17 protein-coding genes and 1 other annotated feature (1 of these 18 running past the window's edge) are annotated in these 14,350 nt (G+C 34.3%); of the genes, 8 read left to right on the forward strand and 9 right to left on the reverse strand.

What is annotated here, in order from left to right; translation table 11 throughout:
- Positions 1-205: a binding site (T-box leader), on the reverse strand; it reaches 32 nt to the left of the window's first position.
- 290 nt (positions 206-495) lie between these two features.
- The 3 genes from ACYVEC_RS00655 to ACYVEC_RS00665 all read right to left on the reverse strand — a co-directional run bounded on the left by ACYVEC_RS00655 (position 496) and on the right by ACYVEC_RS00665 (position 2,536).
- A complete protein-coding gene (locus ACYVEC_RS00655) occupies positions 496-1,311 on the reverse strand; it encodes a hypothetical protein (RefSeq protein WP_063222163.1) in 816 nt (271 codons plus the stop codon).
- Positions 1,312-1,440: 129 nt separating this feature from the next.
- The gene (gene yidC, locus ACYVEC_RS00660) at positions 1,441-2,223 is read right to left on the reverse strand and encodes a membrane protein insertase YidC (protein ID WP_063222164.1); all 783 of its coding nucleotides are present in this window, start codon (positions 2,221-2,223) and stop codon (positions 1,441-1,443) included.
- Between the two features lie 28 nt (positions 2,224-2,251).
- Positions 2,252-2,536 carry a hypothetical protein gene (locus tag ACYVEC_RS00665; RefSeq protein WP_000394930.1) on the reverse strand — a complete coding sequence of 95 codons (285 nt, stop codon included), beginning with the start codon at positions 2,534-2,536 and terminating at the stop codon, positions 2,252-2,254.
- Between the two features lie 277 nt (positions 2,537-2,813).
- Here ACYVEC_RS00665 and ACYVEC_RS00670 point away from each other — a divergent pair, with 277 nt between their 5' ends.
- Positions 2,814-3,707, forward strand: a complete 894-nt coding sequence (locus tag ACYVEC_RS00670) for a YitT family protein (protein ID WP_000530035.1) — start codon at positions 2,814-2,816, stop codon at positions 3,705-3,707.
- A 110-nt stretch (positions 3,708-3,817) separates the two neighbouring features.
- Here the strand turns inward: ACYVEC_RS00670 and ACYVEC_RS00675 are convergent, their stop codons facing one another.
- The gene (locus ACYVEC_RS00675) at positions 3,818-4,339 is read right to left on the reverse strand and encodes a GNAT family N-acetyltransferase (protein ID WP_000406910.1); all 522 of its coding nucleotides are present in this window, start codon (positions 4,337-4,339) and stop codon (positions 3,818-3,820) included.
- 457 nt (positions 4,340-4,796) lie between these two features.
- Here ACYVEC_RS00675 and ACYVEC_RS00680 point away from each other — a divergent pair, with 457 nt between their 5' ends.
- Complete coding sequence (locus tag ACYVEC_RS00680; RefSeq protein ID WP_063222165.1) at positions 4,797-5,183, forward strand: DUF3938 domain-containing protein; 387 nt, start codon at positions 4,797-4,799, stop codon at positions 5,181-5,183.
- A gap of 412 nt (positions 5,184-5,595) precedes the next feature.
- On the opposite strand, the gene ACYVEC_RS00685 is transcribed toward ACYVEC_RS00680, so the two are convergent.
- From ACYVEC_RS00685 to ACYVEC_RS00700, 4 genes are all read right to left on the reverse strand, one after another.
- Positions 5,596-5,736, reverse strand: coding sequence for a DUF3985 family protein (locus ACYVEC_RS00685; RefSeq protein ID WP_000404784.1), 141 nt, complete (start codon positions 5,734-5,736; stop codon positions 5,596-5,598).
- A 96-nt stretch (positions 5,737-5,832) separates the two neighbouring features.
- A complete protein-coding gene (locus tag ACYVEC_RS00690; protein ID WP_063222192.1) occupies positions 5,833-6,885 on the reverse strand; it encodes a site-2 protease family protein in 1,053 nt (350 codons plus the stop codon).
- 42 nt (positions 6,886-6,927) lie between these two features.
- A complete protein-coding gene (locus ACYVEC_RS00695) occupies positions 6,928-7,635 on the reverse strand; it encodes a DUF3169 family protein (RefSeq protein WP_063222166.1) in 708 nt (235 codons plus the stop codon).
- Positions 7,625-7,846, reverse strand: coding sequence for a helix-turn-helix transcriptional regulator (locus ACYVEC_RS00700; RefSeq protein WP_063222167.1), 222 nt, complete (start codon positions 7,844-7,846; stop codon positions 7,625-7,627). Before ACYVEC_RS00700 ends, ACYVEC_RS00695 begins: the two co-directional genes overlap by 11 nt.
- Positions 7,847-8,010: 164 nt before the next feature.
- Here ACYVEC_RS00700 and ACYVEC_RS00705 point away from each other — a divergent pair, with 164 nt between their 5' ends.
- Complete coding sequence (locus tag ACYVEC_RS00705) at positions 8,011-8,802, forward strand: hypothetical protein (protein WP_063222168.1); 792 nt, start codon at positions 8,011-8,013, stop codon at positions 8,800-8,802.
- Between the two features lie 56 nt (positions 8,803-8,858).
- Here the strand turns inward: ACYVEC_RS00705 and ACYVEC_RS00710 are convergent, their stop codons facing one another.
- Positions 8,859-9,473, reverse strand: a complete 615-nt coding sequence (locus ACYVEC_RS00710) for a DedA family protein (protein WP_063222169.1) — start codon at positions 9,471-9,473, stop codon at positions 8,859-8,861.
- A 414-nt stretch (positions 9,474-9,887) separates the two neighbouring features.
- Between ACYVEC_RS00710 and ACYVEC_RS00715 the strand changes: the two genes are divergently transcribed.
- The 5 genes from ACYVEC_RS00715 to ACYVEC_RS00735 all read left to right on the forward strand — a co-directional run bounded on the left by ACYVEC_RS00715 (position 9,888) and on the right by ACYVEC_RS00735 (position 14,315).
- Complete coding sequence (locus ACYVEC_RS00715) at positions 9,888-10,331, forward strand: DUF3978 domain-containing protein (RefSeq protein WP_063222170.1); 444 nt, start codon at positions 9,888-9,890, stop codon at positions 10,329-10,331.
- 30 nt (positions 10,332-10,361) lie between these two features.
- Positions 10,362-10,823, forward strand: a complete 462-nt coding sequence (locus ACYVEC_RS00720) for a L,D-transpeptidase (RefSeq protein WP_000735052.1) — start codon at positions 10,362-10,364, stop codon at positions 10,821-10,823.
- A gap of 364 nt (positions 10,824-11,187) precedes the next feature.
- Complete coding sequence (locus ACYVEC_RS00725; protein ID WP_000148833.1) at positions 11,188-11,853, forward strand: response regulator transcription factor; 666 nt, start codon at positions 11,188-11,190, stop codon at positions 11,851-11,853.
- Entirely contained in the window at positions 11,831-13,273 is a 1,443-nt protein-coding gene (locus ACYVEC_RS00730; RefSeq protein ID WP_063222171.1) for a sensor histidine kinase, read from the forward strand. The genes ACYVEC_RS00725 and ACYVEC_RS00730 overlap by 23 nt, the downstream gene beginning before the upstream one ends.
- Before the next feature lie 139 nt (positions 13,274-13,412).
- The gene (locus ACYVEC_RS00735; protein WP_063222172.1) at positions 13,413-14,315 is read left to right on the forward strand and encodes an EamA family transporter; all 903 of its coding nucleotides are present in this window, start codon (positions 13,413-13,415) and stop codon (positions 14,313-14,315) included.
- The last annotated feature ends 35 nt before the right edge of the window (positions 14,316-14,350 follow it).

Genomic DNA, 14,350 nt, shown 5'->3' on the forward strand with positions numbered 1-14,350 from the left:
CCTTGTTTCAATTCGTAAAGTAACACACTTCACCAATTTCTCAAGTCCAAATAACGGTTTTTGCCGGCAAGCAATTACTAGATGTTCGTTCACTGCTGCAGTTCAGAGGTGGTAATCCATTTTTCCGTATTAGGAAGCTCACAGCCAAAGGCTTCCCTCTCTGAGAATCGTAAAAAATTGATCGTGTCCTCATCATCACTTCTTGATGTCGAATTTTGTAGTTATTGTTCATTATATTGAATTGTTAGAAAAAATCAATATATTTTTTTATATAACATAAGAAATATTTCTCTTCTTATATTATAACAGAAGCTGTAATATTTCTCTAACTCCCCCGTATCTTTGGAGCAGTGTAGCTGTAAAAATTATATCAGCGATTTTTCAAATATATCGATTTACCAACAAAAAACGCCAACAGTAAAAGGAGGTCTTTCAAAAGAAAGCCCCCTCACGCCTGTACCTTCCGGTTGCCCACACGAAAGCTACGTAATTCAATTATTTTTCATCTTTTTTCATAAAAAACTTATGGTGCGGTAAATCAACATTCAATGCCTCTAATTGTTTCTTTTCATTGTCTAAAATCGCTTTTGCTTTTGTTTTTGTTGCCTCATCTAATCCTGCAAATATATCTTCATGCTTCTTTTTCTCTGGGAGTTTCACGCCTAACTTCGTTAATTCTTCTTCTGCTTGATCATGCGTTAATTTTCCGGATTTTTCTTGTTCAAAAATTGACTTCACTTTTTCTTTCGCCTGTTCATCTAAATTAGCAAGCATATCTTTACGCTTACCTTTCTCTGGGAATTTCACACCTAGTTTCGTTAATTCCGCTTGCGCTTGTTCACGTGTTAATTTCCCAGACTTCTCTTGCTCTAAAATTGATTTTGCTTTTTCTTTCGCCTGTTCATCTAAGTTAGCAAACATGTCTCCATGCTTACCCTTCTCCGGCATTTTCACGCCTAACTTTGTTAATTCCTCTTGCGCTTGCTCACGCGTTAATTTCCCGGACTTCTCTTGCTTTAAAATTGATTTTGCTTTTTCTTTCGCCTGTTCATCTAATCCTGCGAACATGTCTTTACGTTTCTCTTTCTCAGGAAGCTTTACACCAAGTTCCTCTAACTGTTTCTTTGTATCGTTCATAATTGTTTTTACTTTTTGTTTTGTAGCGTCATCTAAATCTTTTTTCACCGTTTTTGTAGCTTGTTCAGTTGCTGGAGTATCCGTTGCCGCGAATGCCGGAATACCGACTCCTCCAATGATTCCGAATGATAAAGCACCTGCAATCGCTAAATATCCAACTGTTTTCTTCTTCATAGGAAATTTCCTCCTTCATTGTTCTAAAGCATGTACACTTTCGTATACAATGCCTATCGTAATGTTGGTTTCTTAAAATTTCCTTAACACCTTAACAAAAAAACACCGCTCATCACGAGCGGTGTTTCTCTATGCATCTTGTAATTGTAGCTCTTCACGTTCCATTACTTTTCTTAATACAATTGTTTGCATCATTGTAAATAAGTTACCTGTTATCCAGTACAACACAAGTCCGGATGGCGCCGCAAATCCCATAAATAGAATCATTGCCGGCATCATAATTTGCTGTATTTTTAGCATTTGTACTTGTTCTCCAGGCGTACTATTTGATTGGAAAACTTTCATTTGAATAAATGTCGTTAACGCTGCAATAATCGGTAATATATGATAAGGATCTGCATGTCCTAAGTTCACCCATAAAAATGAAGATGTGCGAATCTCTTCTGTTCGGCTAATCGCATAATACAAAGCAGAGAAAATCGGCATTTGTATTAATAGTGGCCAGCAACCGGCAAGTGGATTCCAACCGCCTGATTTCATTAGTTCTGACATTTCTTTTTGATACTGCTTTTGTTTTTCAAGGTCTTTGCTTACATCACCGTGTTTTTTCTTTAGCTTCTGTAATTCAGGTTGCATTTTTTTCATTTTCGCTTGGCCACGATATTGCGAAACAGCTAATGGAATCATTGCTGAACGAATAACGAGCGTCATAATAATGATGGCAATCCCGAAGCTTCCACTCGGTATATGATGAGCAACAAATTGAATCATATACGAGATTGGATATACGAAATAATGATCCCAAATCCCAGTACTATGTGCATCAATTGGGGCCGCATTACTGCAACCAGATAAAACAAAAACAAGTAATAATGATAAACTAACGAGCACAGCTCGGTATGATTTTAACATGTTCATTCCTCCAATGTTTCGTAATTATTTAGCGAAACATTGGTGTATACGGACCGACCTCGTCATTCTCTTCACTTGATTCTTGTCTGCGTACAGAACGAATCATTCCATATTTATAAAAAATTGAAAATAGCGGTACATTCCCTGCACTATCTTCACATGTATCAACTAACGCAAAAGCTCTTTGTCTACCGCTCGATGCTTGCTGACGCACAAAGCGAGAAACATTAGCGAGAAAGAAAACTTCTAATAAACAAAGTGCTGTCGTTACAAACGATATATATAGAATTGCATCCTGCAATAAAAATTCCATCGCTTCACATCCTTAATAAGGTCATTTTAGCACATTCGGCAAACATTCTCTATTTCCTTTTATCGTCAAAAAAAGCATTTTGCATATTTTCTCAAGAAAACAATAATTAAGAAACATTGTATTCGCTTTCTTTAGTATATTCACACACATCAATGAACAGGCTTGATTTATTAGAAATTTATAAAATTTTTGTATTATAATAAAACTATTGCCAGTTTTTAAAAAAACCTTTATTCTCTTCATGTAATCAAAAATGAATATGGAGATGAAACATACTATGGGTCAACTAGGAGACGCCGATTACGTTCCCGACACCGCCTTTTTATCCTTCCCAGCAGCTAAAACATTTCACTTAGAATTTATCATACAGTTGGTTGTTATTTTCGTAGCTTCTATTTTGTATGCAATTTCTATGAATATGTTCTTTATCCCGCATAATATGATTAGCGGTGGATTCGCTGGTGTAGGGATGATTATCGGTTATTTAATGCACTACAATATCGGTGCACTTATCTTTTTACTAAACATTCCTCTTCTTATTTTAAGTCACTTTTACTTAGGAAAGAAGACAACCTTTTTAACAGCGTACTTTGTAGCTGTATCATCTTTAGCGATGAACATTATCCCGGTACACCAAGTTTCAGACGATATTTTACTTTCTTCTGTATTCGGTGGTGTCATCTGCGGAGCAGCTTCAGGAATTATATTCCGATTTGCTTCGTCAACAGGTGGTTTTGATGTCGTTGGATTGATTGTAGCAAAACATCGAGATATTTCGATTGGAGCAATCATCTTTGGATTCAACTTAATCTTACTTGTTGCAGCAGGATTTATTTTCGGATGGGATATTACGCTTTATACGTTAATTAGCCGGTTTGTAGTCAGCAAAGTAATTGATGCCGTGCATACAAAACATATTAAATTAACGATAATGACAGTTACAGAAAAAGGTGAGGAAATAAAAAGCGCACTATTACATCACGGCATACGCGGGGTGACAATGGTAGACGCTGTCGGCGGCTATACAAACCATAAGAAAAAAATGATTTACACTGTCGTGACTCGATATGAGTTAGGCGAAATGAAACGTATTATCCGTCAAGTGGATAACAAAGCATTTATGAACATTACTGAAACAGTTGAAATTGTCGGCCGTTTCAAACGCATATAAAAAAGGTTAATACATTAAAGGGCATAACATATTAGTCATATATAATATGTTATGCCCTTTGTTATTCAACTAACGCACCCTTTAGCATAATAAAATCACGAAGTTTATTACTACAAATCGGAGGATAGCATTCCATATACAAAACTATCTGTCCATTCATTTTTATTCCAAAAATCTTGTATGAAATGGGCTTCCTTTCTCATGCCTATTCGTTCACACAATTTTTTTGAAGCTGTATTACGTGCATCAAGATTAGCTTGTATACGATGTACATTACATTCATTAAATAATTTAAATACCAAACTACTTACTGCTTCTGTTGCCAAACCTCTCCCAGCTACTTCATTTGAAAAACTATAACCAATCTCAACAGTATCTTTCATATTTGTGTACCATACGGATAAATCACCAACTACTTTAGTCTTGTATATAACTGCCAAACTTAATATTGATTCTTCAGTAAGTACATTGTTTGCTAGCTTCTTATTAAATCTTTTCTGCATGTCTTCATGAGTCCACTTATTATGTAATAGGAACTTACATGTATCATCATTATTATAAATAGCAAATACATCCTGTAAATCAGTACTCTTAAAAGGTCTAATTATTAATCTTTCTGTTGTGATCTCCAAGTTAGCTCTCCTCCCTTACATTCATGCTACAAAACATTTTTTATAGTATTTAAGCCTCCTTCTTAGATCTCACCTTGATTACATATTTCATCATAATAAATTAAAATCCTTCTTCCACTAAACTGCATTGTTAGTGGTATTTCCTTGCGATTTTTATTTTTTACACTTATTACAAAATCAGATAATTCTATTATTGTGGCCCTAAATGTGTTATAATGAAAGCAGACTCACAAAAAAAGTATATAGACTTGGAAGTTTCTCATATTTTCCAAACAAAAAGAAACGAGAAGTCGGGTATATTTCAATCACCATACACGTAACGGTTTAAAAGCCGATCATCTTAGTTATTCTTCACTGATCTTTTTATAAAAAGATCCTTACAACTAAAATTCACTTCAATATACTATACCTACCTTTTTGACTTCCAAATCATCTTATTACATAAGGAGATGAACATATGAATCAATATATAAGATACACAATAGCTGTCCTGTTTGCTATTATCGGCGGAACAATCTGCTTCTGGACAAACACTCAGCTTGGAGAGAATATCATTTTTAATGGAATGGAAACCCTTGTAAGCGCTTCGATTTTAGGCGGATATATTTACTTCCTCTTCAATCCAGAAGAGAATGCGCAAAAAACAATGTTATTAACAATGATCGGAATCGTTGGTGGATGTATTTCCTACTCAATGACAAACTATACATTACCACTTCAATTAAGCTCAGCTTTCTTCCACGGTCTATGGACTTGGTTCATTGCCTTCTGCCTAGCAGACGTATTCAACCTATTACAAGACAATGAAGAAGAAAACGGTCGCCAAATTGAAAGTAACTCGTAAGCTGGAAGATATTCTTCCAGCTTTTTTTATTTTGTTTTGCAGATCCGGTCACCACAATAAAAAGAAGCTACCCCCGTGGCAACCCCTTCCCCATATACCCCACTTAGTATCCACCGAAATATATCAGCGATTTTTTCATTATATCGACGGTTCGACACAACATATCGACTTACCGACATTCTTCGACAACCTATTCATCCTCTATACCCCGGCACCACAATAAAAAGAAGCTACCCTCAGGGCAACTCCTTTTCCATATCCCCCATCCAGTATCCACTTAAATATATCAGCGATTTTTCAAATTTATCGATGATTTCTCCACTTATATCGGCGATTTTTTCATTATATCGACGGTTCGACATAGGATATCGACTTACCGACATTCTTCGACACTCAAAACGCACAACATACCCTATCCCCCAAGCAATTTACTGCCGAACTCTACGATTAAAAAGATAATTAATAAGATCGCGAGTATTTTTAATGCTACATATGCCACTTTAAAAACAACATAAATGAGCAAGACTATTAAAATAATCGTTAAAATTTCCATGTAGAATTCCTCCAAGCTTTGCTCTTCATATCTTATTTTACTCGCCCCAGACTTTTTATGGAACGGCATAAGACGACATAGAAAAAAGAGGATACCTCACCCATCGTAAGATACCCTCTCTTTTAGCTGCTCAAACCATTCTCTCTCTAATTGTAAATATCCCATTTCACTCTTCTCGGCGCTCTTTAATTCTTTATCGGCTTTCCTCATATAAGTACGGGACGCTTCCATATCGCCCTCTAAATATTTAATAATTCCTTGTGTGCGATAATATCCATGTAAGTCTATTTTTGTAATGGCCTTCCCATGTTTCTTCGCTTCTTGCAAAGAAAGACTATCCATCTGATAAAGAGCTTTATATAAAAGATACCAACTATGAAAACTACTAACGAAAAATTTATTTTCCTTCGTTACAGGTATTCGAACAATTTGTTCTATATACGGTATCGCTCTTTCCATTCCCTTTTGATCAGCTCTGGCACAAAAGACGAGCATAAGTCCGCTCATTATCTCTCTTATTTCTTTATCCTCTTTTATTTTTTCCTCACTAAGTTCTATTAATCTCTCATCCCAGTCTTTCGGTCTTTTATAACTAAATAACTCACTCGATACTTGAATATTATATAAATGCTGCTTCGCCTTTTCATCATCTTTAATTAAAATAAGAAATTGCATACCATCACTCAAAAACGTTCCTTTTATCGGTACGATTGTAGCTGCAAAAATCACAAAGTGTAAAACAGAAAAATATAAAAGATATTGATAATAACTCACCATGTATATGTAACCGAAAGTAATACCAAATAGTAAACTCGTAATCGGTCCACCTAAAGTGAGCCACGCCCATTTTTTCGAAAGATTCGGTGTCTCTATAGAAGGTGGTACTAGTGTTGCAACGCCTCCAAAGTACGCCCATAATTTATTTTCTCGAATGCGTAATTTTCCTTTTTCTTTTTGAATAGTAATGGGTCCTACTGTCATAAATTTAAATGTCAAACCACCTATTACACCAAATACTACATGTCCTAGCTCATGAATGGCTAACACTAACAATGAAATTCCAACTATTGCCCATAGGTTCAAAATTACTTCTAATTTCTCAGTTCGGATTACTCCATATAAAATGGACAAAACTAACGCCGCCGTCATAGAACCAGCTGGCCTTCTTAAAATATCCACTTTTTTCTCCCCTTAATAAATCATTTTTCTATGCATTTCGTACATGAACTTTCCGAGATGCAATATCCAAATAAATGAGATTAAGCCGATTAATACAAAATCAATATCGCTAACCGCTGTATAAATAACGGCAGCCCACCATACATATGCCAATACTTTATTCGTAAATTCATACGCTTTATATCCAGCTTCATGCACAATGTGCTTTAATCCTTCATCTGCGTTTTTCGTCCACATTTTCATCGATTCTATATACGTTACACCTTGTTCAGGATATAGCTTGTTATAATGATTTTTTGTTATAATCCCGATAACCACTACAATCGTTAAACAAACAATAGAAGCTACTAAATTCCACACTGCAAATGAAACATTTGTATCCTGCAACAGTGCACGTCTACATGTAATAACTGCATATACAAACCACGCCTGCGTAACTATATCACCTACACGTAAATATATACTTATAATGCCTAATTTCCTGCCTTGTACGCTCTCTTCTTCATCGCGTACCTCCGCTAACATACGTGTATTCTTCCAAGTGTAATACATCATTATCATTCCAAAAATAGTACATACACCTATTAATATATTGGGTGATAATTTTCTCGGTTCATCCGAGAGTAAATCTAAAGCTATATAAGAGGCAAAAAATCCACCTACCATACTTAATATGAGTTTGCAAAAACTAAAAAATTGTTCCCCTCGTTTACTCTTCATCGTCCTCTTCCCCCTCGATTAGTGTGAATATTTCCTCCACCGGTACATTGAATATGTGTGCGATTTTTAACGACAATACAATAGATGGTGCATAATCCCCGCGCTCAATTAAACTGATTGTTTGCCTTGATGAGCCAATCGCTTTCCCTAAATCCCCTTGTGATAAACGATGCTTTGCTCGCAATTCCCTCACTCGATTTTGCAGCTTCATGTCTTCCCTCTTTTTCATTTATTTAATTAAAATTGTAAATAATATCCTTATTTTTGTCAATTATAATTGTCATTTTGACGTTAATAATTGACAAAAATAAGGATGTATTATGATGGAAATAACCTATATAATGAATGTGAAATATTAAACAAAGGAAGTGACATATGAATAAAACGTCTACTTTATCCTATATTCTTACTAAGCTTACAGCGACTTTCTTTTTATTATTACTTATTAGCACGCTTCTCTTAACAACTAGTCAACCAACATTATATAGTTTCTTAGCTGGATTACGAGAACTACTATATGTTCCCTTCGTTCCTATCCTTGCGGTATATGCAATTTTTTGTTCTATTTGCATCGATAAATTGAAATTAAAAACACATACAAAACTGAAAACATTATTACTTTATATTTTTTGCGGCTATTTATTTTTTCTTCCCTTCTTAATATTTAAAGAAGCTAGTCTAATACAGTTCTTTTTCCTTGGATCAATTGGAGCAGTATGTTCTCTTTCTTTCTATTTATGTACAGTCATAGCAACAAAATTTAAGTGGGTACAATATTTCGTACCAAGCATTATGTTTATTATATTTATCACAATTAACTTAGTAGATCTAGAAAAGTTTGGAACATCAAAAGAACAATGGGTCGAAACAAAAACAGATAACTCTTTCGAAGCATCTTTTCAACATTTTAGTGGTGAACATAAAGTCCCAATTGAACTAAAACGAGGGGACATATTAGAATTCACTATTGAATCACGAACTGATAATTCGAATGGCTATATAGGGGACATAAAAATGGCTAGTGAATTTCAAGAGGAAGAAAATTATTTAGCTCCAGCTGGCCCTAATACGTACCATTTCGCAGCAATTAAGACCGGCACTTATTACATTATAGTTAGCGGAAATCAATTAAAAGGAAAGTTGAAAATCGATTGGAACGTAAAATAAAAAAGGCAGTGCGTCTGCACTGCCTCCCTAAATTCTGACATAGAATGGATTCCATATTAACTTGCGTTTTGTAAGAATACTTGTTTTAACTGTTTGCGGAAACGAACGCCTAACGTAACTGCTACGATAACGATAACTCCAAAAATGATCTTACCAATGTGACCTTCTAGCGCTCCAAAAATATCATGTAAGTTGCCACCTAACCAGTAACCCCCGATTAGGAAGAATGATACCCAAAATAGAGCACCTGAGTAAATTGTAATTGCAAAGCGACGGAATGGTAAGTTAATAATTCCTGCAAAGTACCCTGTAAAATGACGTACACCAGGAATAAAGAAACCGATAAAGATTAGGAAATATCCATACTTATCAAACCACATTCTTGTTAAGTCGATTTTTCTTTGTGTTAAAAATACGTATTTCCCATACTTTTGAATAAAGGGCATACCTAATTTATTTCCTAAAAAGTATTGAATCGTCATTCCTACACTTGTCCCAATAAAGGATAGAATGATTAAAATCGGTAAGCTTAAATCACCCTTATGTGCTAAAAATCCCGCATATGCTAATGTTGGCTCTCCCGGAAACGGAAGTGCAATATATTCTAACAGCAAACCAACAAGTACAACATAGTACCCGTATTGCTGAAATAATTCATGAATCCATTCCATGTCATCTCTCCTTTCAATCACGTACAACTTCTTACTATTATTGTATAAAAAAATTGTCGAAATAACTATCACAATAGCTTACATTTTTATTACATTTTTGTAAGGCTCACACTAAAACTTTCTGTTCTTTATTTCCTTCTATTTACTTTCATTCAAAAACAATTCAACAAATATATACCGTACGAAACTGAGGGCTTAACATGCAGTTTTTATCCATTTTTTAACACTTAAAAATCGTTATATTTTGTTCTTAATAAAAAACCACTACAAACTCATACTAACTTCATATTAGCTTCATATACGTATTGTAAGATTATATCGGAATTTGTTGAAAAATTTAACCAATAAATGACTAAGCATTAATTTGAATAAATATGAATAGCTTTTCGAAATTGAAAAAAGGGTGAATAAGAAATGGAAGCTTATAAAATGCACGATTTTATTAATACAAATGTTGAATCTCATCAAAATGAAACCGTTTTTAATTTACACATATGTGAAACAAATGAATTTGACGTAAGTTTAACAAAATCTACTACACTATCTTTTATCGTTTCAAAAAAGAACATTAAAATTGTCACGAAAAAATGGATTAATTCAAATCAAGAAAGCATGATTGGCAAAAGCTATATCATTCCAACGAAAGCTTTTCACTACTTCTTACCAATTATTTCTGAAACTGAAGATGAATTAAATATTCAAGTTCAAAGCTTTGGACTACATGGGGAACTTTTATTAAATGAAAGATTACTTATTGATAAAAACAACAAATACAATGCCAAAATTACTACTTTCTTTGAAACATTAGATGAAAATGTAAATAAAGTATTACGAGGATTGCAAATTCATTGTATGTAATACTACTACAATAGTAAAAAGGAGAATATAATGAAAAAACTATTATTAAGCGCACTATTATCATTAGGATTTTTAACTATTCCATTCACAAATGCTGAGGCAGCTACAACAAATGATCAGCTTATCGTGAATACACAGTTAAATAAAATGGATTATTATCAAAACGGAAAATTCATAAAGAGTTTTACTGTCGCTACTGGAAAAGCAGCTACTCCTACACCTAAAGGTACTTTTCAAATCGTAAATAAAATTAAAAATCGTCCTTATTATACAGGCAAAATTAAAGGCGGCGATCCACGTAATCCACTTGGTGACCGTTGGCTCGGACTAAACATGGCAGGAACTTACGGAACAACTTATGCGATTCATGGTACGAACAATAATCAGGCAATTGGTAAGTGGACAACACTAGGTTGTATTCGTATGTATAACAATGATATACACTGGTTATTTGAGCGTATTCCCCAGCAAGCTACTGTCACTGTAAAATAACCTCAAAGCGCGATTTACATGTAGCCAAGAATTTTATGTCTTGGCTTATTTTATTTCTTCATTTACAGTAGCAAAACAACTGTATTTACATATATAATAGGAATAGATTGTGTTAAATAACATCCAAACATTGATAAACATGGATATTAAAATTATACAGTTATAATATTTTATAAATTTTACAATACATACTATAATAGAATTACTGTAATTCTTAAATATTCAGTTTCACTAAACAACTCCCCTTGCTACTTTCATGATTATTTTATGGCGGGGGCTTATTATATGTATAAACAATCTGAGTCATCGGAAAAATGATGAATTCGAATATTGCAGTTAAAAGCGTTATTTAGGAGGTGTTACTATGACGCATATACTGGTGATTGAAGACAACCCAGATATACAAGAACTGATTCGTGAATTTCTAATGGCACAAAACTTTACCGTTGATGTTGTTGGCGCTGGAACAGAAGGTATACTTCTTTTCCAAAAAAATTCATACGATCTTGTCCTCCTTGATGTGATGTTACCAGATATAGATGGCTATAGTATTTGTAAAATTATGCGAGGACAATCTGATGTACCAATCATTATGTTAACAGGCTTACATAATGAAGAAAGTGAAATTAAAGGATTTGAGTTAGGTATTGATGACTATATTACGAAACCGTTCCATTACACCGTATTTATTAAACGTGTAGAAGCCGTATTAAGAAGGGCAGCAACGAAGGAAGCCGAAGCTGCAACTATACTACAATTCCATGAATTGATGTTAAATTCTACAGCATATGCCGCTTATGTTCATGGTAATCAAATTGAATTGACAACAAAAGAATTTGAAATTATTTATACTTTACTGCAAAATCGAGGAAAAGTATTATCAAGAAGTGATTTGTTGAATAAGGTATGGGGCTATGAACATTATGGTGATGTAAGAGTTATAGATACACATATTAAAAACTTACGAAAAAAATTAGGAATTCCTTATATTAAAACGGTGAAAGGCATTGGCTACAAAATCGAATCGTAGCAAAGACAACATCACCAAAAATATTTTCATCAAAACCTTATTATTTTGTATTCTTTTATCACTTTGTCTTTATCAAATTATTTACTTCTTAGCTTCAGACTACGATAAAGAACGTTTTGCGAAAGAAACTGGAATGCTGACTACAGAACAAGCGGATTCAGATAAACAAAACGACCAAAGTAAAACGAATCAAAATAAAGCTGTATCACAGGGAGACATTTTTAATTTCCAATCTTCTATTATAGATTATAAATCACTCTCTACAGCTATCAATCACCTTTTGCAGCCTAGCCAAACTGCAAAAGCAAAAGAACATACTCAAAATATTTCGGGGAAAAATAGCGCTTCTGCTCCACTTACAGAAATGGAAAAGCAAGTCGCTACTAATGATGCCTTACATAAACAAAATGCAGCAAGTAAAGCAAATGATGCACAAGATAATCCAAAATTAACAGATGTACTGCAGCAATTAGCTCCACATATTGGGGCAACAATGCTTGCACTCTCTCTGCTCGGATCTTTAATTTATGCAAAACTAATTGCTAGACCTTTTCAATATATGAGTGATGCTCTAAAAGATATTATGAATCTTGATTTTTCAGATAAAAAGCTACTTAACAAAAATACTGATCAAACAGACTTTAATTTGCAAGTAGCTGCTTCACAAGTACCAAATATTGTGAAGAATTTACATGCAAGCAATCAAGATTTAAGAAATGAACTCAAAAAGGAACAACAATTAGAACAATCTCGTAAAGAATTTATGTCTATGGTTTCCCATGAATTAAAAACACCAATCGCAGCCGTTATGGGACAACTAGATGGCATGATTCACGGAATTGGAGCTTATAAAGATAGAGATAAATATTTAAAACGTTCCTATGAAATGATGCAAGACATTAACATATTAACGGAAAAAATGTCGGAATTATCCAAAATACAAAACCCTCAATTTAAACCTAATTTAAAAGTTATCTCATTAACTAATATTATTGAGGATGTTATGAAGAAAGTAGATTATTTCGTATCTGTAAAGCAGTTAAATGTGCAATCTAACATTAAACAAGATGTACAAGTTTTAGCTGATCCTAAATTTATTCAAACTGCTATTTTTAACATTATTTCAAATGCAATTCATTATACAATTGACCATCAGCATGTATATATAAAGCTTTATGAAAAACCAAACGGTTACGCATTAGAAGTATTAAATACAGGTTCACAAATAGATGAAGATAAACTTGCCCATTTATTTGAACCATTCTATCGCGCAAACCCTGACAAACATGGCTTAGTACAAGGTAGTGGTCTTGGGTTATACATTGTAAAACAAATACTAGATAAGCATCAGTTTCCTTATGGGATACAAAACACACCTCAAGGTGTAAAATGTTCTATTGTATTCCCAAAAGCAATGTAAAAACCTACTACAATTTCATACCCCAAATTCATACTTCGTATGAGTGGCGGAATTTTGTAGAGTATCTTACTCTGTTTCGTTCGCCCGTTATCCTTATTTGGATAGCGGGCGTTTTTTATTATTTAAAAGGAGGATTTTCATGGAGAAATTTAAGTATTCATTACTCGTTTTATTCGGAGCTTGTAGCTACGGTGTACTTTCAACTATTTTCAAACTCGGATTTATTGATGGGTTTTCAGCACATCAACTATTAGGAGGACAATATGTCTTCGGATGGATTGGGCTTCTTCTGCTCGTTCTTTTCGTTTCACGTCATAAAGTAACAAAAAAACAATTCTTCTCCTTACTAACAGTTGGCACAACAATGAGTATGACTGGTATTTTCTACGCTATTTCTGTAGAAGAACTACCAGCATCTACCGCTGTCGTCCTACTTTTCCAGTTCACATGGATTGGTGTAGTTATTGAAGCAATTGCCAATCGAACATTTCCAAGCCGTGAAAAAGTTATATCTATCATTATTTTATTTACTGGTACATTGTTTGCAGGCGGTGTCTTTGAAGGTCTTGGACAAAACTTTTCCATGAAAGGTATTATCTTTGGTCTATTAGCCGCTGCCTCTTTTTCATTCTATGTTTTTGCAAGTGGGCGCGTTGCTACAGAAGTTCCGCCTTATACAAAAAGCTTTCTTATGACAACAAGCGCTACTCTTATCGTATGCCTATTCTTCCCGCCAACCTTTTTAACAGACGGTGCCCTGCAAGCCGGTCTTTGGAAATACGCTTTCTTCCTCGGATTATTCGGTGTTGTCGTACCTGTCATTTGTTTTTCAATTGGCGTACCGAAAGTAGGAACAGGACTTAGTACAATACTAGGAGCAGCTGAATTACCAACGGCCATTATCGCTTCTATTACACTTGTACATGAAGTCGTAACATTCATGCAGTGGATTGGGATAATCTTTATACTACTTGGGATTTTCACTCCTCAGCTACTTACGGCTAGGAAAGGGAAGGAACGGAATAGTATACATACTGCATAACAAAAGACCTTTCATTCACTTGAAAGGTCTTTTTC

The sequence above is a fragment of the Bacillus sp. MN7755 genome, from assembly GCF_054771475.1.